Raw genomic sequence first — 19,296 nt, forward strand, 5'->3', positions numbered from 1 at the left:
ACGCAATCGGGAGAGGCTGATGGAAACCGGCAACATGATCGCGGAGCGGAAAGCCCCCGCTGACACGGAGAGTTCATCGCGTGGTGCGCTGGTCCGCCGCCTCGTCATCTTCCAGATAAAGCTGTTTACGGACGGCATGCGCGACCTTCTGCTAAGTCCGGTCTCGCTCGCCGCCGCCGCGTTCGGCTTCTTCCTGGGCGGACGCAACCCGCATGGCGCGTTCGACCGGTTGATGGATGCAGGTCACGCCAGCGACCGGTGGATCGACCTGTTCGGACACCACCAGAACGGCGGCCAGGCGGTGTGTCTGGAAAAAATGCTGGGCGATATCGAAACGGTGTTGCGCGAGGACCACGCGCGCGGCGGCCTCACCGCCGAGGCGCACCGGCGCCTGAGATCGCTGGCCGACGAGCTGCGCCGCCGGACGTCACCCCGGCAGAGCCTCTGAAAACAATACCGGCTCGCCCTGCGACGGCGCCGTGATTTCGCCTTCCCACATCACCCGTTCGCCGCGAATCATGGCGCCGACGGGCCAGCCGGTAACTTGCCTGCCGTCATAGGGCGTCCAACCGGCCTTCGACCCCTGCTGCGCGTTGCTGATCGTCTCACGGCGCTTCATGTCGACGATGGTGAAATCGGCATCGTATCCAGCCGCGATGCGGCCCTTGCGGGCGATGCCGAACAGGCGGTTCGGGCCGTGCGATGACAAGTCCACGAAGCGCTCCAGCGTCAGCCGGCCGGCATTGACGTGATCGAGCATGATCGGAACCAGCGTCTGCACGCCGGTCATCCCGGACGGACTTGCCGGATAGGCCTTCGCCTTCTCCTCCAGCGTATGCGGTGCGTGGTCGGAGCCGAGCACATCGATGACGCCCTGCCCGATACCGCGCCAGATGCCGTCCCGATGCCTGCCATCGCGCACCGGCGGGTTCATCTGGATCAATGTGCCGAGCTCCGCGTAATCGTCCGCGGTCAAAGTCAGATGATGCGGCGTCGCCTCCGCCGTCGCGACATCCTTGTGTCCGGCTAGAAAATCGATCTCCTCGGCAGTCGAAATGTGCAGCACATGAATGCGCGCCCGGGTCTCCCGGGCGATACGCACCAGACGCTCGGTGCATTGCAGCGCCGCCGTTTCGTCGCGCCAGACCGGATGCGACGTCGGATCGCCCTCGACGCGCAGGCCGGCCCGCTTGCGCAGCCGGAACTCGTCCTCGGAATGAAAGGCGGCCCGGCGGCGCGTGTTGCGCAGGATCGCCGCAACTCCCCCGTCGTCCTCGACCAGGAGGCTGCCGGTCGACGATCCCATGAACACCTTGATGCCCGCGGCACCGGGAAGCCGCTCCAGTTCTCCGGCAATATCGGCATTTTCGCGCGTGCCGCCGACCCAGAACGCGAAATCGCAATGCATACGATGCCTTGCGCGCCGCACCTTGTCCACAAGCATCTCCTCGCTTGTGGTCAGCGGATTGGTGTTGGGCATTTCGAATACGGACGTAACCCCGCCTAGCACCGCCGCGCGCGACCCGGTCTCAAGATCTTCCTTGTGTTCCAGGCCGGGCTCGCGGAAATGCACTTGGCTATCGATCACCCCCGGCAGGACGTGCAGGCCGGTGCAATCGATGGTTTCTCCGGCTTGAGAGGCATCGAACGATCCGATCGCAGCGACCTGCCCCTGGCGGACGCCGATATCCCGCACGCCCCGGCCGTCGTGATTGACGACTTCGCCGCCTTTCAAAACCAGGTCGAATGTCTTGCTCATTGCCGGTGATCCCTTGCCGCGCCGCCGCTCCGGGATTACGTACCCAACTGCCCTAAAGCAAGCGCGCAAAGTGACCGACCCCATGCCTGTTCACCTCCCCACCGGACGCAGTGTCATCCTCATTGAGGGCGAGGACGCCGAGCATTTCCTGCAGAATCTGGTGACCTGCGACCTCGGTTCGCTTCAGGAAGGCGTGGCGCGCGCTGGCGCGTTGCTCGCACCGCAAGGCAAGGTGCTGTTCGATTTCCTGATTTTCCGAGTTGGCGCCGACGCTTTCATGATCGACATCCGGTCCGATGTGGCCGCCGATTTCATCCGCCGTCTGACCCTCTACAAACTGCGGGCAAAAGTCGAAATTGGTGAGTCGGAGGAATCTCTTGTGGCGATTTCCTGGGAAAATGATTCAAGCGACATCGCGGCGGCGCGCGCCGTGCGCGATTCGCGCTTCGTTGAGGAAATCGGCGTGACGCGCCATTACGGCGATGCCATTTCCGGCAGGAACGACAAGGCCGACGCCTGGAACGCGCTTCGCGTCTCCCATGGCGTCGCCGAAAGCGGCCCCGATTTCGCGCTTGGAGAAGCTTTTCCGCATGACATCTCGCTCGATCAGAATGACGGCGTGGATTTCCGCAAGGGTTGTTATGTCGGACAGGAAGTCGTCTCTCGGATGCAGCATCGCGGCACCGCCCGCCGCCGCATCGTGATCGTCGAGTCAGCGGAGCCGCTGCCGGCTCCGGGGACGGCCATCGAGACAGGCGGGAAACCGGTCGGAACGCTGGGAACCGTCGCCGGCGAACGCGCGCTCGCCATTGTCCGGCTCGACCGGGCGCGTGACGCGCGCGAGAAGGGAATGCCGATCGTCGCTGGCGACACGCCTGTTGAACTCACCTTGCCGCGAGGCGTGAGCTACGACTGGCCGAACGATACTGCCGCGGCGGACGACTGACGGTGGCCGATCGCGAAGGCGCACCGGCGCGGGCATGGCAGCGCATGCTTTCAGGACGGCGGCTCGATCTGCTTGATCCCTCCCCACTCGACATCGAGATCTCCGACATCGCTCACGGACTGGCGCGCGTCGCCCGCTGGAACGGGCAAACTTCCGGCAAACATGCCTACTCAGTGGCGCAGCATTCGCTCGCGGTGGAGTACATCGTCGGACGTATTGTGCCGGATTGCTCGCCCATGCTGCGGCTGGCGACGCTGCTGCACGATGCGCCCGAATACGTCATCGGCGACATGATCTCGCCATTCAAGAAGGTGCTCGGCGGCAACTACAAGGCGGTTGAGACGCGGCTCGAGGCGGCCATCCACATCCGCTTCGGCCTGCCGCCGCATCCGGGCCGGACGATCCGGGGCCAAATCAAGCGCGCCGACCAGATTTCCGCCTTCTACGAGGCGACCGTACTTGCCGGATTTTCCGAAAAGGAGGCCGTTACCTATTTCGGTCGGCCGCGCGGATTTTCACCCGATGGTCTCGATCTGACACCGCGCCCCGTCTCCGACATACAACGGTTGTATCTTGACCGTTTCGCGGATGTGGAGACCGCCTTCAGGAGCCAGGGCGCGCCTGCGCGAAGAAAGGCCTGACCAATGCCCTATATCCTCGTTTGCCCGCTATCGTGCATTCAGGACGCGGCAACGTCGTCCGGCGCCCGGCGGATGCTGACGGTCATCAACGCCGGCACTCCGGTAACGCGCCCGCGCGAAATCGCCGAAGAGCATCACCTTTTCCTCGGCTTCAACGACATCGCTGTCGCCATGGAAGGCATGACGCTGCCGGGTGAGGAACATGTGCGCGCCATTCTGGACTTCGCCCATGGCTGGGACCGCGAAGCACCGATGATCATCCACTGCTTTGCCGGCATCTCGCGCTCCACGGCATCGGCCTATATGAGCGCGCTGGCGCTCAATCCCGAACTGGACGAGTACGAACTGGCGCAGGATTTGCGCTGGCGCGCGCCTTCGGCAACGCCCAATCCGAAACTGATCGAGATCGCCGATGCGGTTCTAGGCCGCGGCGGCCGGATGGTCGACGCCATCCGCGAAATCGGACGCGGTGCGGATGCCTTCGAAGGCGAGCCCTTCAAACTTCCGCTGACGCGCGACGAGATCTGAGCCGGCGCCGGCCAGAAGCCCGGCCTCACCAGCCCCACTGGAACGTGAGGCCGCTCTGCCGGTTACCGCTCTGGGCTACGTCGGATCGGGTGTTCCGGCCAAATTGGAATAGCCCGTAGGCGTTGTCGCTTCCGTACTGGCGCAATGTCCCGGAATGACCGGTACCCTCCTGATGAACGACCCCGTAATTGCGTGAGCCACGCTGCGCGATCCCTGCGCTGTTGTCCGAGCCATATTGGCGAACGACCGCCCCGCGGCGGGATTTGTTGTAATAGGAGTAGAGATCGAGCCCGGTACGGATCGCCGAGGCCGACTCACGGCTTGTCGGTACAATCTCGACAGAAAAGGAGCCTCCGGCGGAAGCTGGAGCGATCAATGCGGTCGTTGCGATCAGCCCAGCTGCTGCGCCTTTGAATGATTTCGGGGTCATGGTCATCTCCTCCATCGACTTTCTGTTGCGGCGGGTCCGTCCCGCTGACAGATCCAGATTGTCGCGAGGGTGCTGAACGGTCCCGGAATTTTCCGTTCAGTTGCCATTCATGGGCCGGACCCGACATCATCCGTTCCAATAAAAAACCCCGGCGTTTTCGCCGGGGCATCCGTTGGTCATGTCAATCGGTCAGATCGCACCGAAACGCTTATCACAAACGATTGTCTTCCCGCGCACCTCCAACTCAAGGCGGGCGTCAAAGATCGCCCCGGGACTGGAGAGCATGACATTGCCGACCTCCGCGTCCTCGCCCGGCCCGGCTTCGAACTCGCCGCTCTGCGAGATGTTGCTGCTGCCGGAGCGACCGGAGCTTTTGACATCGAAGCGATAAATGCCCGTATGGACCGCGTCGGCTTTGACCATGCCGGTCAGGCTGGTCATTCCGGCGCGTGTGGAAGCCTGGATTTCACAGCGGACCGGCTCAACTCCTGAATGCGCCGATCCAGTTGAGACGGCCGCGCCGGCTGCGGTCAAACCGATGGCGGCGACCGCCATGCCGGACATGAGTTGTCTGTGTCTGGTCATCGATCATTCTCCTCGGTTGCGTTTGAACACGCGGCGCGGAAGCTTGGCCGCCTCCGGCCGCGACGGTTCGGGCGTTGCTCAGAAGCAATCCTGAACGAAGGCCGTGACATTGCCCTGGCCGGACTGATTGACATCGGCCTTGCAACCATGACCGACCTGGACGCCGGCGGCGATGTTGCCGTTGCCGTCCTGCGTCAGGATCGTGGTGTGCCTGGCTCCGAACTGGCCGACGCCGGCGGTATTGCGGCTTCCGTACTGCCGGGTTTCGGCAAAGTTCCGGCGGCCGTCCTGGCCGACCACGGCAAGATTGCGCTGGCCGGTCTGCCGACTGATCATCTTGTTATATCTGCCGCTCTGATAGACGCCGATGCGATTGTGAATTCCGGTCTGGGTTCCGCCGGCGGAATGAGCGTAGCCGTATTGACGGATGTTGACTTCATTGGCGCTCGCCGGGATCGCGGACGCGCCGAGCACGGCTGCAACAACAGTTGTCAGGAAGAACTTGCGGGGCATTTTGGTCACTCCTCTCGATGGTGCGATCCGCTGGACCGCTGCTTGACCACCCGAAGGTTAGTGACGCCATCCCGAACGCAGTCTGAAGCCTGCATTCAGCAATCGTTCATGGTGGAGAGGAGTGCAAGGCCGGAACTTAGCTGCCGGCGGGCGTGCTCGCGAATCTCGTTGCGTAGAGCGCTTCGTGCCCCGGGGCCACGTTCGTCCTCGACAGATCGCCATCTGCCCAGCGCAAGACCTTCGGGTCCATGACCGCCCGCCAGAGTGGTGGGATCGCGGCGAGAACGAAGCAGCCCGGATAACCGCTCGGCAGCCTCGGCAACTCCTCAAAGTCGCGCAATGCCTGATAGGGACGCATCGGGTTTGCGTGATGGTCGGAGTGCCGCTGCAGGTGAAACAGCATCAGGTTCGAGACAATATGATTGGTGTTCCAGGAGTGGCGCGGCTGGCACGGCTCGTAGCGTCCGTTTGGCCTCCTCTCGCGCTTCAGTCCGTAGTGTTCGACATAGTTTGCCTGCGTCAGTTGCAGCCAGCCGAAAACGTGGTGAATGACGAGGAACGGAACCACCGCCCATCCGAGGAAGGCTATCAGTATCGCGGCAACGGCGAGCGCGACCGCGTAGCCTTGCAGAAGATTGTTCTTCCAATGCCAGAACGAGAGCCCCTTTCTCTCAAGCCGGGTCCGCTCAAGCGCCCAACCGCGCCTAGCTGCTCCGGGAATTTCGCGCAGGGCGAAACGGTAGACGCTTTCTCCAAGCCGAGCCGAGGCCGGGTCCTCGGGCGTAGCCACCTGAGAGTGATGGCCTCGATTGTGCTCGATGCAGAAATGGCTGTAGCCGGTCAGCGCGCAGGCGAGTTTCGCGCCCCACTGATCGAGCGCGTTCGTCTTGTGGCCGAGTTCATGGCCGACTGTTAACCCGCCGCCAGAGGTGCTGCCGGCCGCCAGCGCCAGCGCCACATAGGCCAAGACCGGCAATTCCATCGTCGCGGCCACAACTGCCGATGTCACGAAACTGAACCAGAGCACCGGAATGGAACAGAACAGCAGAACACGGTAATAGGAATCGCCTGACAGATCCTCGACGACCTCTTCGGGCGGGTTGTTGGCGTCCTCACCAAAAAGCATATCGAGGACCGGAACGGCGACGAAAAAGAACAGCAACGGAAAGGCGGCCCAGAATAGGGCGCCGGTCTGCCAGAGCAGAATCGCTGACACTCCGAGTACGGCTGGCGCGGCCACCGAGAGCCACCAGAGATAGCGCTTCGTGTCCCGGTAGCGAATCTCGTCGCCGTCGCGCGTCGTCGCGACAAAGATCATCGGTCATCCTCCCGTCTCATGACTATCCGCCGAATGTGGCGCGAGTCAAAGCCGCGCCCGATCGGCAAAAACCCTCTTTGCCGCGATCCTGGCAGCCGTCCTGGCGGAACAGCCGCACGGTATACCCGTTTCACCAACGGTGTGGGAGACTGCGCCAGCGGTGGAAACGCGGCTACAGGCCGGAAAATGGCAGGAGAAAAGATGAACCAGCAGCTATACAAAAAGGACAGTCTCTCCCTTGCCGGAGCGGTGGCGATGGGAACGGGGGTGATGATCGGCGCGGGCATATTCGCGCTGACTGGGCAGGTTGCCGAATTCGCTGGCGCCTTGTTCCCGCTCGCATTTCTCCTTGCCGCCATCATCAGCGGGTTCAGTGCCCACTCCTATATCAAGATGTCGAACGCGTATCCGTCGGCAGGCGGAATCGCGATGTACCTGCAAAAAGCCTATGGCCGCGGCACGATGACCGGAGCTTCCGCCCTGTTGATGGCGTTTTCCATGATCATCAACGAAAGCCTCGTGGCGCGCACCTTCGGATCCTATACACTTCAACTTTTCGACAACCAGGAGAACGGAGTCCTCGTCTCTATCCTGGCGGTCGGCCTCATCGTTTTCGCCTTTCTCGTCAACATCGCCGGCAACAAGGTCATCGGCCCGCTTTCGCAAGTGACGGCGCTTCTGAAGATCGGCGGCATAGCGATTTTCGCGATCGCCACGCTTTGGGCGGCAGGGTTTTCCTTCGAAGCTGCATCGGGCGACGTGGGCAATAGCACCTCAGCCGGCGGATTTCTCGCTGCCGTGGCGCTGGCGATCCTCGCCTACAAGGGGTTTACGACCATCACGAACAGCGGCGGTGAACTCAAGAATCCGCACAGGAATGTCGGTCGTGCAATCATCATTTCACTTGCTATCTGTCTTGTGATTTATCTTCTTGTGGCATTCGCCGTCGGTTCCAATCTCAGCGTACCGGAAATCATAGCCGCGAAGAATTACTCACTTGCCGAAGCGGCCCGTCCCGCTTTTGGCCGATACGGCGCGTGGTTCACCATCGCCATTGCCATTATCGCAACGGCATCCGGCCTTATCGCAAGCATCTTCGCCGTCTCGCGAATGCTCGCCATGCTGACCGACATGGAAATCATCCCGCACCGGCACTTCGGCATGCCCGGCACGATCCAGAAGCACACTTTGGTTTACACGGTCGTCGCGGCCGCGCTTCTTGCCGCTTTCTTCGACTTGACCCGCATCGCTTCGCTAGGCGCTATTTTCTATCTCGTCATGGATATCGCTATTCACTGGGGAGTGTTCAAACACCTGAGAAAGGAGATCGGTGCGAACCCCGCGATTCTCGTTAGCGCCATCGTTCTCGACGTGATCGTGCTAGGCGCGTTCGTCGTGATCAAGGCAACCGCCGATCCCCTTATCATCTGGGTCGGTTTTGGCGGAATCGCGTTGGTCTTCGGCTTCGAACACTTCTTCCTCCGCAGCCGGAGGGAACAGGCAGACGAAGCGCCGGAGCACTCGATGTAGCCGACGCCAGCGCCGCTCTAGTGGCCGGGTTTGTGGCTCGGCCTCGCGCCCGCTTGGTGCCCGATAATCTCCGGATGATTGCAGGCATGGCGGCTGCATTCGAGTTGTAGGGTGGAGTGCGCGATCGCGAACTTGTCGCGCAGAGCGGCCTTCACGACGTCCTTGATGGCGTCAGCCTCGCCCCATTTCCCCGCTTCGATGACCAGATGCGCGTCCAGCGCATTTTCATGTTCCTGCATCTGCCATAGATGGACGTGGTGGACGGCGTTGATCCCATCGATTGCACCCATGGCGGCGATTACCTGTCTGGTGTTGATGTCGGGCGGACTGCCGAGCATGAGAATGCGGATCACTGGACCGATCTCCTTGAACGACTGCCAAAGTATGTAGCCGGCGATGAGCAGCGTCACGAGGGGATCGATGAGGCGCCAGTCATAGAGCAAAATCAGCGTGCCGGCGAAAATCACGGCGATCGAGCCCAGCGCATCGGCGACGTTGTGCAGAAAGGCGGCACGGATATTCATGCTCTGCTTGGAAAGAGTGTAGGTCAACGCCGCCGTCGCAGCGTCGACGACCAGCGCGATCGACGCGATTACCACGACCAGCCAGCCATCGACGCTTTGCGGGTCGAAAAAGCGGAAAATCGCCTCGTAGACGAGATACAGGCCGATCACGATCAGCGTGGTGTAATTGACGAGCGCCGCGACGATTTCTGCGCGGGCGTAGCCGAAGGTCATTGCCGCATCGGCGGGCCGCCGGGCGATCTTCCTAGCAAAAAACGCAATGATCAGCGACAAGGCGTCGGACAAATTGTGGATGGCGTCGGCAATCAGCGCCAGGCTTCCGGACAGGATTCCCCCGATGACTTGGGCGACCGTCAGTCCGAGATTGACGATCACCGCCCAGAAAACGCGGGCGTCGCCGGCGTCCGGATCGACGTGATTATGATTGTGCCCCACGGCGCGCTCCCTGTTTTCCGGCGAACTCAGCCGGGCGGGCTGCAGGTTTAACCGGTCAGATCGTGGACATCACATGGGTGGAGAACGGAAATATGGCAACCCGGCTGATCGCCGCAGCTCATCCCAGGCCCCATTCCACGCCTGTCACCTGCAGGAGCGTCGACATCGCAAAGAACGACACCGAGAAAACGAAGGCGTTGCGGGCGTAATGCGTGTGCACTTCTTGCATCATCGTGCGAAAGGCGCGCTTGGCGTGGTCGTTGCGGGGCCGCTCGTTTTCCGCCAGGAGCATCCAGACTTCGGTGCGTTTCGGTTCCCGCCGTTCGGCGGTGAAGGCGAACCACAGAAGAATGGCCGCCATCACGAGCGTCAATATGGCGCCGGCCTGCAATGCCAGGGCGAAATCGAACGCAAACGAGATCATGACAAGGCTGATTGCGAGGCCGCCGAAGAATACGGCTCGCCCCACGCAGAGCATCGCCAGTTGCCGGGTCTTTTCCATGGGTGGCCTCAGCGCACAGACCGCTACTTTCGTATAATGTAGGCTAAAGCGTGAGGGGGCAATCGGTTCCGCCTCTTAAGCGGGCGGCGCACGCATTTGTGATCGGCTGCTTCAGGCGCCGGGCTCCGGGCCGGTCAGATAAGGCGTCGCCTTGAGCCGTATATCGTCCGGTATGACGGTCGCCCGGCGTGCTTCAAGATCGAGAAGAACGCAGCGAAAAATCGCCTCGAACGCCACGATGTTCGGCTCCATGCGGTAGAGCTGGTGCCGGAATGTCATCGACTTGTTGCCGATCTTCTCGATGCCGGATCTCATCACGATCACCTCACCGGCCATGACTTCCGATTTGAAGTCGCTCTCGGCGCGGACCACCGCGAAAGAGAGACGCCGCCCGCCGACGATCTCGCTCAGCCCCAGCCCCAGATCGGTCTGGAGCGAAAACACGGCGTCGCTGCAGGCGGCAAAATAGCGGGCGACATTCATGTGCCCGAGAATGTCGCATTCCGAAGGATCGACCGCCTTTCTCAAGGTCTCCGTCAACGGCATCTCTTCCTCCCCTACTGCATCCGGATATCCAGCCCGATATCGAGCGTCGGGGCGGCCATGGTGATCTTCGAGGTGGAGATGTAGTCCACGCCGGTTTCGGCGATCGCGCGTATGGTATCAAGCGCGACATTGCCGGATGCTTCCAGCTTGACGCGCCCTTCATTGTCGCTCGCGTTGATCGCGACCGCCTCTCGGAGTTCGTCATTCGTCATGTTGTCGAGCAGGATGGCGTCGGGTGCGGCCGTCAGCGCCTCGCGCATCTGGTCGAGCGTGTCGACCTCGACTTCCAAATTCACGAGATGACCGACATATGCACGCGCCGCCTCGATTGCCTTGGCGACCCCTCCGGAAACCGCGATGTGATTGTCCTTGATCAGGATCGCATCGTCGAGACCGTACCGGTGGTTGGAGCCGCCGCCGCAACGAACCGCGTATTTCTCGAAGGCGCGATGCCCGGGAATGGTCTTGCGCGTGCACGTCACCCTAGCATTCGTGTGGGCGATTTCCGACGCGAAGCGCGCGGTGTAGCTGGCAATCCCGCTCATATGCATCAGGTAGTTCAGGGCGACACGCTCCGCCGACAGGATGGCGCGCGCATTGCCCGAAACCTCGACGATCAGGGTCCCGGCCCCTACATGCGCGCCGTCGGCGACCTGTGCCTCGAATCGCAGTGACGGATCGAGCAACCGGAAGGCGCTCGCGGCGAGCGGCAGCCCGGCGATGACACCCGCCTCCCGAACCGAAAGCACCGCCGAGGCTGTGGCATCCGGGCCGATCGTTGCGTTGGTGGTAATGTCCCCGGCCCTGCCGAGATCCTCCAGCAGCGCCGCGCGAACGGCATCCTCGACCATGAGCAGCGGCAATTCGGGCAGCCTTGCTGGTGTCATTCTTCACGCCTCCACGAAATCGGGAATGACGGCTTCGGCCTGATCGAGCGTCACGAGCGTGCGCCGCTTCCAGGCGTCGTCCGGTTCGGGGAAATCGGTGCGGAAATGGCCGCCGCGGCTTTCCTCCCGGTTGAGCGCCGAAACGGCGATCAGCTTCGCCGTCACCAGCACATTGCGAAAGCGTTCGGTCTCCGCCCCCTCCTCGAGTTCGAGGATCGTGCGCAGCGCTTCGCGCATTCCGCCGGCATTTCGCAGCACGCCAAGGTTGGCGCTCATCGTCCCGCGCAGCCGCTTCATTTGCGCACTGTCGTCCGGGGCTTCGAGGTCGGCGCTCCCGATCGAACCTTCCTGCCACCCGACCGGCGCATCGGCGGCGTCATCGCGCAACGCTTCAGCCACGCGGGCCGAAAACACCACCGCCTCCAGCAGCGAATTCGACGCCAGCCGGTTTGCGCCATGCGCACCGGTCGACGTCACCTCGCCGCAGGCCCACAGTCCGGGCAGCGATGTCCTTCCGTGCTGGTCGGTCCAGATGCCGCCCATGAAGTAGTGCGCCGCCGGGATCACCGGGATCGGTTCGGACACGGGATCGATGCCCGCATCCCTGCAATAGCCATACACGGTGGGAAATTCGTCCGGAAACGCCGTTCCCACGGCCTCGGTGCAATCCAGAAACGCGCCGCGTCCCACCTGCACCTCGGCGAATATCCCGCGCGCCACGACATCGCGCGGCGCGAGCTCGGCATCAGGATGCAGCGGCACCATGAACCTTTCCCCGGCGGTGTTGACCAGCGTCGCGCCATGGCCGCGCAGCGCTTCGGTCGCCAGCGGCGCGGGGTCCTTGCCGACGTCGATCGCGGTCGGATGAAACTGCACGAACTCCATGTCGGCCATCCGTGCGCCCGCGCGCGCCGCCATGCCGATGCCGCCGCCGCGCGCCTCCGCCGGGTTCGTCGTCACCTCGTAAAGATGGCCGATCCCGCCCGCGGCGATGACCACGCCGGAGCCCCGGATCGCAATCATGGCATCGCCGCCCGCTGCATGGTTGCGCGCGCGAACACCCGTCACCCGGCCGTTTTCGACGATCAGTTGCTCGGCGACATGACCTTCGAGCACGCGGATCGAGGGCGTCTTGCGCACCGCATCCACCAGCGCCTGCATGATTGCCCGACCAGCCATGTCGCCGCGTACCCGCACGATCCGGCTTTCCGAATGCGCGGCCTCGCGGCTCACCTGCAGCCGGCCCTCCAGATCGCGGTCGAAGGGCACGCCGAATTCGAGCAGATCGTGCACCCTGTCCGATGCTTCCGCCGCCATCAGACGGGCCACCGCCTCGTCGACGATGCCGTCACCGGCGATGATGGTATCGGCGACATGCTTGCCGATCGTGTCGCCCTCGCCGACCGCCGCGGCGATGCCGGCCTGCGCCCACGCAGACGATGCACCCTGCCCGATCGGCGCCGCGGCGATCACCGTCACCGCCTTCGGGGCAAGCTTCAACGCGCAGAAGAGACCGGCCAGCCCGCCGCCAATGATGAGTATGGGGTTGGTCAATGCTTCAAGTTCACCATCCGCTCGACGGCCAGCCGGGCGCGGTCGGCAATCGCGGGATCGACAAGCACCTCCTCCTTCATCTCGCACAATGAATCGAGGATCTTCGGAAGCGTGATGCGCTTCATGTGCGGGCACAAATTGCACGGCTTGACGAATTGCACGCCCGGCACCTCGCTTTCGATGTTCGAGGCCATCGAGCATTCGGTGACCAGGAGCACCTTGGGCGGCCTGCGGTCGCGCACATAGTTGATCATTCCCGACGTTGAGCCGGCATAGTCAGCGATCTCGACCACCTCGCGCGGACATTCCGGATGCGCGATGATCTCGATCTCCGGGTCGGCTTCCTTGTAGGCGAGCAGTTCCTCTGCCGTGAACCGCTCATGCACCTCGCAATGGCCCTTCCAGGTGAGGATCTTTACATCGGTCTGCGCGGCGACGTTCATCGCCAGATATTCGTCGGGAATGCACAGCACCGTATCGGCCCCGAAGGATTCGACCACCTGCACGGCATTCGACGAGGTGCAGCAGATGTCGGTTTCCGCCTTCACGTCCGCCGAGGTGTTCACGTAGGTCACCACGGGAACTCCGGGATAGCGCTCTCGCAACAGCCGCACGTCCGCGCCGGTGATCGATTCCGACAGCGAACATCCGGCCTTCATGTCCGGAATGAGGATGGTCTTCTCCGGATTGAGCAGCTTCGATGTCTCGGCCATGAAATGCACGCCGCACTGGATGATGATCTCGGCGTCGACCTTGGTCGCTTCCTTGGCAAGCTGCAGCGAGTCGCCAACAATGTCGGCAACACAGTGGAAGATGTCCGGCGTCTGGTAGTTGTGCGCCAGGATGACCGCGTTGCGTTCCTTCTTCAGCCGGTTGATCGCCGCAATGTAGGGCGCGTAAACCGGCCACTCGATCTCCGGGATGTGATGGCGCACGCGCTCGTAAAGCTGCGCGGTTTCGGCCGCGATCTCAGGTGTCCACTCCAGGGGCGGCCGCTGGACGACGCCAAAACGCTCGGCCGCCGTCGGTGCGCCAGCCTTTTGCCCCGCGTGAACTTGTCCGCCAGACTGAGTCATTACCGTGATCCTCGTTTGCCTGTTCGTGCCGATGCCAGCTTGCCCGGCGTCGACCTGCCTCCTTTTGGCAGATAGTGAAAGCGTCTTTCAATCCCGATGGAACGAATCGACGATTTGCTGGGTTTTGGTTTTTCGCGGGGCAAGCCGGGGGCGCTTTTCATTATCTGCAATCTGGCTATAAATTTGCGCCCATGCATCCGGAACATTCTATGACTTCGTTCTCGTCCGCGGTCGAGGCGTCGATCCGCGGCTCATCAGCACGCACCTTGCTGAAGGCGACGACGCGGGACTTGCACGAACGGGTCGATGCCCGATTTTCGATGAGCGGCGACAGCACTCGCGATGGATACCGCAACATGCTGCTGGCGCATGCGCGAATCCTGCCGCCGCTGGAGGAAAAGCTGGCGCGGAGCCTCCACGTCCGCAGCATTCCGCATATGGATAGCAGGTGGCGTTCCAGCCATCTTCGCGAGGATTTGCGGGCACTAAATTGCGAAGTCCCGACGCCGATGAATATGTCTTTTGATGATGCGGCCCCGAGCGTCGCCGGGATAATGTATGTCCTTGAAGGATCTAGAATCGGCTCGGGTTTTCTCTTGAAGCAGGTCTTGCGTAACACACAGGAGATGCCGGTGGCGTTTCTTTCCCATGGCCGGGAACAAAAGCTTTGGCCGAGCTTCGTCGCGTGGCTCGACGCTGAACCATGGACGGAAGACGATCGATTGCGGATGCGCGAGAGCGCGCGCTCGATTTTTTCGGCCTATCTTGAAGCCGCGGAACGAACGTCCACGGAGAACCAATGACCGAACTACCATCTCGCGATCGGGTGGATCTGACAAACTGCGACCGCGAGCCCATCCACGCGCTTGGCCGCGTTCAGTCGTTTGGCTTCCTCATCGGTGTCACATCCGATTGGATTGTCTCCCACGCGTCCACGAACATCAGCGAATTCATCAATGCCGACGCGCGCGAACTGATCGGCATGCCGGCGAGAGAGATGTTCCCGGACGATACGATTCACGCGATCCGCAACAAGCTTCAGAACCTTGGTTCGCGAAGTGGTCAGGAACTGATCGGCGGCGTTTCGTTTCGCGGCAATGACCGCCTCTTCGACCTCTCCATTCATGTTTCGGGAGAGACCATCGTTGTCGAGAGCGAACCGCATGACGGCGCCCTGGCCGTCATCGACGAGATCACCGGCGTACAGGTTGCCGCAGAGCGGCTGAACCGCGCGGATACACCCGAAAAGATGCTCGACTTCGCGGTGCGCTTCGTCCGCGCGCTGACCGGTTTCGACCGCGTCATGGGGTATCGGTTCCTGCCGGACGACAGCGGTGAAGTCGTCGCGGAAGCCAAGTCGGCCGGCATGGAACCGTTCCTCGGCCTTCGCTATCCCGCTTCGGACATCCCGAAGCAGGCCCGCGCGCTGTACGTCAAGAATCCGATCCGTATCATCGCGGATTCCCATGACGACGGCTTTGCGATCGAGCCTGCGCCCGCATCTGTCGCGGACACGATCGACCTCTCCGGGTCCGTTCTTCGCAGTGTGTCGCCGATCCACATCGAGTATCTCCGCAACATGGGCGTTCGGGCGTCGATGTCGGTTTCGATCATCGTGGAGGGCAAGCTCTGGGGACTGATCGCGTGCCACCACGACACCCCGCGCGCGCTGACGCAGGCCAAGCGCAACGCCGCCCTCCTGTTTGGTCAGATGCTGTCGCTGATCCTGCAGGCGAAGCTATCGAATCTCAGTCACTCGCTTGATAATCGGGTGCGCGACATCACCAACGCCATCTCCCGTTCAGCCTCGGCCGACGTGAAGATCAAGGACCTGATGCTCGCGCAGGCGGAAGCCATCATCGACATGATGGAGGCGGACGGAATGGCGATCGTCCGTGATGGCGCCGCCGATATCGAGGGAATGACGGCCAGCCCCGACGAACTGGGACTCATCGCGCGCGCGCTCAACGCCAGGCCGGCCGGAATGATCGTTGCCACCAACCAGTTGTCGACCATCGTTCCGGAGGCTGCGGACTACGCCGAGCGGGTAGCCGGCTTGCTTGCGATCCCGATCTCGAAGACACCGCGCGATTACCTGATGCTGTGCCGCAGGGAAGTCTCCAAGTCCGTGAAGTGGGCTGGAAATCCGGCCAAGCCGGTCACGGTCGGCCCCAACGGCGCACGGCTCACGCCACGCAAGAGTTTCGAGACGTGGGCGGCCATCGTCAACGGACAAAGCGAGGACTGGACCCCCGCGCAAATTCGCGCAGCGGACCAACTCCGGATCACCCTGCTCGAGGTTGTTCTGCGTTTGACGGACGAGGCATCGTCAGAGCGCAAGCGCGCAAACGAAAAACAGGAACTCTTGATCGCGGAATTGAACCACCGGGTCAGAAATCTCCTTGGGCTGGTGCGCAGCCTCATCTCCCAGACAAACGGCGGCGGGATGTCGACCGAGGAATTCGTCCGCGTTCTCGACAGCAGGGTCCAGGCCCTCGCCCGCGCCCACGATCAGATAACGAAAGACAACTGGTCGCCCGCCTCTCTGAAAGGTCTGATCCGTACGGAGGCGGAAAGCTATCTGGTCGGCAAGCAGGATCGCGTGCGAATCGACGGTGAGGATGTTTTTCTGGTGCCGGTCGCGTTCTCCAACGTCGCTCTCGTCGTACACGAATTGATCACCAACTCAGCGAAATATGGAGCGCTATCCGATAACCGGGGGCAAGTGAAGGTATCTTTGAGGCGTGGAAACGACGGCTCTCTGTTTATCGACTGGGTTGAAAAAGGCGGACCTCCCGTGAAGGCGCCGACGCGGCGCGGCTTCGGCACCACCATCATTGAGCACTCGATTCCGTTCGAATTACGCGGTACGGCCAGCATCGATTATCGCCTATCGGGAGTACGCGCCGAATTCTGCATTCCCGCCAGCCATGTCCGTGATGCGCCAAGCGAAGTTCCCGCGTCGGTGGTCTTGTCGACAGAGAAGATCGCAGAGGTTCCGTTCCCGGCCGAGGTGATGGTGGTGGAGGACAATCTGCTGATCGCAATGGACGCGGAGGACGCGCTGAAGCGGCTGGGAGCCCAGAACGTCACGGTTTGCCCCGGCGTCGATCGCGCGCTCGAACATCTCGAGAAAAATCCCTGCAACTTCGCCTTGCTTGATATCAACCTCGGTTCGGAGACAAGCACTCCGGTGGCGGAGGAACTCCTGTCGCGGGGCACGCCGTTCGTATTCGCGTCGGGTTACGGGGAAAAAAGCGCCCTGCCCGATGGTCTGGACACCGTCCCGATACTTTCCAAACCCTATGACGGGGACGGAATCAGGGCGGCTTACGCGGCCGTCATGCCGCGAGCCGTCGTCCCGTAAGCCGTTCGGCCACGGCCACATAATTCGAAGGCTTGGCGAATATGAGCGAGTTGTCGAACCCCTCGCTGCGCAATGCCGACTGGTCATGGCCGGACACGAGGGCGAACGGAATATTCTTGCCCGCGAGCTTGTCGGCGATCGGCTTGCTTGTTTCGTCCCCGAGATCGAAATCCAGGATCGCCGCCAAGAACATCCGCGTTCTCAACAACTCCAGTGCCGCCGAGACGCTTCTGGCGGCGACGATGCGGTAGCCCGCATCTTCGAGCGACATCTCCGCATCGAGCGCGATGAAGGCATCGTCCTCGACGAGAAGTATTTCGTTATGGTCATCACGTTGCGTCATGGCCCCTCAACGGGAGGTCGGTGGAATGGTTGCCTGTGCCGATACGAAACAGGCGGTTTCCGCACATGAACGTGCAGTTATGGTAAAGGAACGGTTTTCGGTCGGTGGAGTCCGGACGCTGTTGACAGGTGACCCAATATATCGATAAATCTCGAATTATGGATAAATCATCTGCTGTAGAGGCGCTTCATGCGCTGGCCCAGGAAACGCGGCTGGAGGTTTTTCGCCTGCTCGTCCGGTGCGGCAATGACGGAATGGTGGCCGGAGAGATCGCATCAACGCTCGGCGTGCGGCAAAACACCATGTCGTCGAATCTCGCCGTTCTGGCCCGCGCCGGTCTGGTTCGAAACGAGCGCAACGGCCGCGAGATACGCTATTTCGCCGAATTCGACGGAATGCGCGCGTTGCTGGCCTACCTGATGGAGGATTGCTGCGGCGGCAATCCCGAGGTGTGCGCACCCGTTCTCGACGAAATCGCCTGCGCCTGCTGAGGCGCCGCCACGGAGCCTCTCTTGTCCGACCAGCCCTTCAACATTCTCATCTTGTGCACCGCCAATTCGGCCCGCTCGATTCTCGGCGAGGCGATCCTGACGAAGCTTTGCGGCGACCGCGTCAAGGCCTTTTCGGCCGGGTCCACGCCGCGCGGGACGCCCAATCCTGACGGCATCGCACTGCTCAAGTCGCTCGGCCACGACGTCGGCGGACTCCGCTCGAAGTCGTGGGACGAGTTCGCCGGGCCGGACGCGCCGAAGATGGATATCGTCATCACGGTTTGCGACAACGCAGCGGGCGAGAGCTGCCCATTCTGGCCCGGTGCTCCGGTGCAGGCCCATTGGGGCATCCCCGACCCCGCCGGCCGCGGCGAAACCTCCGACGAGCGCCGGGCGGCATTTGCCGAGACCTACCGCTTGCTGGAAGCCCGGATCCTGGCGCTGGCGAGCCTGCCGTTCGAGGAAATGCAGCCGCAGGACCTCAAAGCCGCGCTCAACACGATCGGCGCGATGAGCGGCGCGACCGATCTCGCCGCTTCCGGCGCGGGCTGAAGGTCATGGGTTGGGAAGACGACAAGTCGCTGCCCAATGTCGCGGACGGCCTCCTCGTGCAGCCGGACTTTGCGGCGCTGTTCAACTCCGCGCCTGCGCAGCACAAGCCGCGCGTGCTGATGCTCTACGGGTCGCTGCGCGAGCGGTCCTTCAGCCGCTTCGCGACGGAGGAAGCCGCTCGAATACTCGACAAGCTGGGTGCGGAAGTCAGAATTTTCGATCCCGCCGGCCTTCCCCTGCCCGACTCCGTGAATGCCGATCATCCGAAGATCCGGGAGTTGCGCGAGCTGTCGCTATGGTCGGAGGCCCATGTCTGGTGTTCGCCTGAGCGCCATGGCGCGATGTCCGGCACAATGAAGGCGCAGATCGACTGGCTGCCATTGTCGCCGATCGGCGGCATTCGTCTGACGCAGGGGCGCACTCTGGCGCTGATGCAGGTCTGCGGCGGCTCGCAGAGTTTCAATGCGGTCAACCAGATGCGCATTCTGGGACGCTGGATGCGGATGATCACGATCCCGAACCAGTCGTCGGTCGCCAAGGCCTGGTCCGAGTTCGACGATGACGATCGCATGAAACCGTCGGCTTTCTACAACCGGATCGTCGACGTGATGGAGGAGCTGATGAAGTTCACGCTCCTGACCCGCGACAAGGCCGCCTACCTGACGGACCGTTATTCCGAGCGGCTGGAAACCGTCGAGGACGTCCACAAGCGCGTCACCACAGGAAACATCTGACAGCGGGCGCGCCTCTTGCCGCCCAAACTCCTTAA

The 19,296-nt window shown here is 62.3% G+C and carries 22 protein-coding genes; 10 read left to right on the plus strand and 12 right to left on the minus strand.

All coding sequences use genetic code 11. The annotated features are described in order from the left end of the window. The first annotated feature begins 19 nt into the window (after positions 1–19). Positions 20–448, plus strand: a complete 429-nt coding sequence (locus LC298_RS06095) for a hypothetical protein (RefSeq protein WP_131568122.1) — start codon at positions 20–22, stop codon at positions 446–448. Here LC298_RS06095 and LC298_RS06100 read toward each other — a convergent pair. Continuing rightward, positions 428–1,759, minus strand: coding sequence for a dihydroorotase (locus LC298_RS06100; RefSeq protein WP_131568120.1), 1,332 nt, complete (start codon positions 1,757–1,759; stop codon positions 428–430). The genes LC298_RS06095 and LC298_RS06100 overlap by 21 nt on opposite strands. An 82-nt stretch (positions 1,760–1,841) precedes the next feature. Between LC298_RS06100 and ygfZ the strand changes: the two genes are divergently transcribed. From ygfZ to LC298_RS06115, 3 genes are read left to right on the plus strand one after another with little or no spacing between them, the layout of a single operon-like run. Continuing rightward, entirely contained in the window at positions 1,842–2,705 is an 864-nt protein-coding gene (ygfZ, locus tag LC298_RS06105) for a CAF17-like 4Fe-4S cluster assembly/insertion protein YgfZ (RefSeq protein ID WP_131568118.1), read from the plus strand. A gap of 44 nt (positions 2,706–2,749) precedes the next feature. Then, positions 2,750–3,346, plus strand: a complete 597-nt coding sequence (locus LC298_RS06110) for an HD domain-containing protein (protein ID WP_131568805.1) — start codon at positions 2,750–2,752, stop codon at positions 3,344–3,346. Between the two features lie 3 nt (positions 3,347–3,349). After that, positions 3,350–3,874 carry a tyrosine phosphatase family protein gene (locus LC298_RS06115; protein WP_131568116.1) on the plus strand — a complete coding sequence of 175 codons (525 nt, stop codon included), beginning with the start codon at positions 3,350–3,352 and terminating at the stop codon, positions 3,872–3,874. A gap of 25 nt (positions 3,875–3,899) precedes the next feature. Here the strand turns inward: LC298_RS06115 and LC298_RS06120 are convergent, their stop codons facing one another. The 4 genes from LC298_RS06120 to LC298_RS06135 form a co-directional block, all read right to left on the minus strand. After that, positions 3,900–4,304, minus strand: a complete 405-nt coding sequence (locus tag LC298_RS06120; protein WP_131568114.1) for a curlin — start codon at positions 4,302–4,304, stop codon at positions 3,900–3,902. A 189-nt stretch (positions 4,305–4,493) separates the two neighbouring features. After that, a complete protein-coding gene (gene csgH, locus LC298_RS06125) occupies positions 4,494–4,889 on the minus strand; it encodes a curli-like amyloid fiber formation chaperone CsgH (RefSeq protein ID WP_131568112.1) in 396 nt (131 codons plus the stop codon). Positions 4,890–4,967: 78 nt separating this feature from the next. Then, positions 4,968–5,402, minus strand: a complete 435-nt coding sequence (locus LC298_RS06130; RefSeq protein WP_131568110.1) for a curlin — start codon at positions 5,400–5,402, stop codon at positions 4,968–4,970. Positions 5,403–5,538: 136 nt separating this feature from the next. Continuing rightward, positions 5,539–6,720 carry an alkane 1-monooxygenase gene (locus tag LC298_RS06135; protein WP_131568108.1) on the minus strand — a complete coding sequence of 394 codons (1,182 nt, stop codon included), beginning with the start codon at positions 6,718–6,720 and terminating at the stop codon, positions 5,539–5,541. Between the two features lie 201 nt (positions 6,721–6,921). Between LC298_RS06135 and LC298_RS06140 the strand changes: the two genes are divergently transcribed. After that, positions 6,922–8,250: an APC family permease gene (locus LC298_RS06140; protein ID WP_131568106.1), complete on the plus strand. Its 1,329-nt coding sequence runs from the start codon at positions 6,922–6,924 to the stop codon at positions 8,248–8,250. Positions 8,251–8,267: 17 nt separating this feature from the next. Here LC298_RS06140 and LC298_RS06145 read toward each other — a convergent pair whose 3' ends face one another. The 6 genes from LC298_RS06145 to nadA form a co-directional block, all read right to left on the minus strand. Further along, entirely contained in the window at positions 8,268–9,209 is a 942-nt protein-coding gene (locus tag LC298_RS06145; RefSeq protein WP_131568104.1) for a cation diffusion facilitator family transporter, read from the minus strand. Between the two features lie 118 nt (positions 9,210–9,327). Beyond that, complete coding sequence (locus LC298_RS06150; RefSeq protein WP_131568102.1) at positions 9,328–9,711, minus strand: VirB3 family type IV secretion system protein; 384 nt, start codon at positions 9,709–9,711, stop codon at positions 9,328–9,330. A 111-nt stretch (positions 9,712–9,822) separates the two neighbouring features. After that, positions 9,823–10,257, minus strand: coding sequence for an acyl-CoA thioesterase (locus LC298_RS06155; RefSeq protein ID WP_131568100.1), 435 nt, complete (start codon positions 10,255–10,257; stop codon positions 9,823–9,825). An 11-nt stretch (positions 10,258–10,268) separates the two neighbouring features. Next, complete coding sequence (gene nadC / locus LC298_RS06160; protein ID WP_131568098.1) at positions 10,269–11,144, minus strand: carboxylating nicotinate-nucleotide diphosphorylase; 876 nt, start codon at positions 11,142–11,144, stop codon at positions 10,269–10,271. Between the two features lie 3 nt (positions 11,145–11,147). Beyond that, positions 11,148–12,698 (minus strand): L-aspartate oxidase, encoded by a 1,551-nt coding sequence (locus tag LC298_RS06165; RefSeq protein WP_131568096.1) that lies wholly within the window; start codon positions 12,696–12,698, stop codon positions 11,148–11,150. Continuing rightward, complete coding sequence (gene nadA, locus LC298_RS06170; protein ID WP_131568094.1) at positions 12,695–13,774, minus strand: quinolinate synthase NadA; 1,080 nt, start codon at positions 13,772–13,774, stop codon at positions 12,695–12,697. Before nadA ends, LC298_RS06165 begins: the two co-directional genes overlap by 4 nt. Positions 13,775–13,983: 209 nt before the next feature. Between nadA and LC298_RS06175 the strand changes: the two genes are divergently transcribed. Continuing rightward, entirely contained in the window at positions 13,984–14,577 is a 594-nt protein-coding gene (locus LC298_RS06175; RefSeq protein WP_158284753.1) for a biliverdin-producing heme oxygenase, read from the plus strand. Then, positions 14,574–17,141 carry an HWE histidine kinase domain-containing protein gene (locus tag LC298_RS06180; protein ID WP_131568090.1) on the plus strand — a complete coding sequence of 856 codons (2,568 nt, stop codon included), beginning with the start codon at positions 14,574–14,576 and terminating at the stop codon, positions 17,139–17,141. Before LC298_RS06175 ends, LC298_RS06180 begins: the two co-directional genes overlap by 4 nt. Here LC298_RS06180 and LC298_RS06185 read toward each other — a convergent pair. Further along, positions 17,116–17,484: a response regulator gene (locus LC298_RS06185; RefSeq protein WP_131568087.1), complete on the minus strand. Its 369-nt coding sequence runs from the start codon at positions 17,482–17,484 to the stop codon at positions 17,116–17,118. The two genes, LC298_RS06180 and LC298_RS06185, sit on opposite strands and share 26 nt — an antisense overlap. A 158-nt stretch (positions 17,485–17,642) precedes the next feature. Here LC298_RS06185 and LC298_RS06190 point away from each other — a divergent pair, with 158 nt between their 5' ends. Genes LC298_RS06190 through arsH form a run of 3 tightly spaced genes read left to right on the plus strand, consistent with a single transcriptional unit; the run spans position 17,643 to position 19,261 of the window. Beyond that, positions 17,643–17,975, plus strand: a complete 333-nt coding sequence (locus LC298_RS06190) for an ArsR/SmtB family transcription factor (RefSeq protein WP_131568085.1) — start codon at positions 17,643–17,645, stop codon at positions 17,973–17,975. A 21-nt stretch (positions 17,976–17,996) separates the two neighbouring features. Beyond that, positions 17,997–18,527: an arsenate reductase ArsC gene (locus LC298_RS06195; RefSeq protein WP_131568083.1), complete on the plus strand. Its 531-nt coding sequence runs from the start codon at positions 17,997–17,999 to the stop codon at positions 18,525–18,527. A 5-nt stretch (positions 18,528–18,532) separates the two neighbouring features. Continuing rightward, positions 18,533–19,261 carry an arsenical resistance protein ArsH gene (arsH, locus tag LC298_RS06200; RefSeq protein WP_131568081.1) on the plus strand — a complete coding sequence of 243 codons (729 nt, stop codon included), beginning with the start codon at positions 18,533–18,535 and terminating at the stop codon, positions 19,259–19,261. Positions 19,262–19,296: the final 35 nt, after the last annotated feature.

Source organism: Oricola cellulosilytica (assembly GCF_019966575.1).
In the GTDB taxonomy this organism is placed as follows: Bacteria; Pseudomonadota; Alphaproteobacteria; order Rhizobiales; family Rhizobiaceae; genus Oricola; species Oricola cellulosilytica.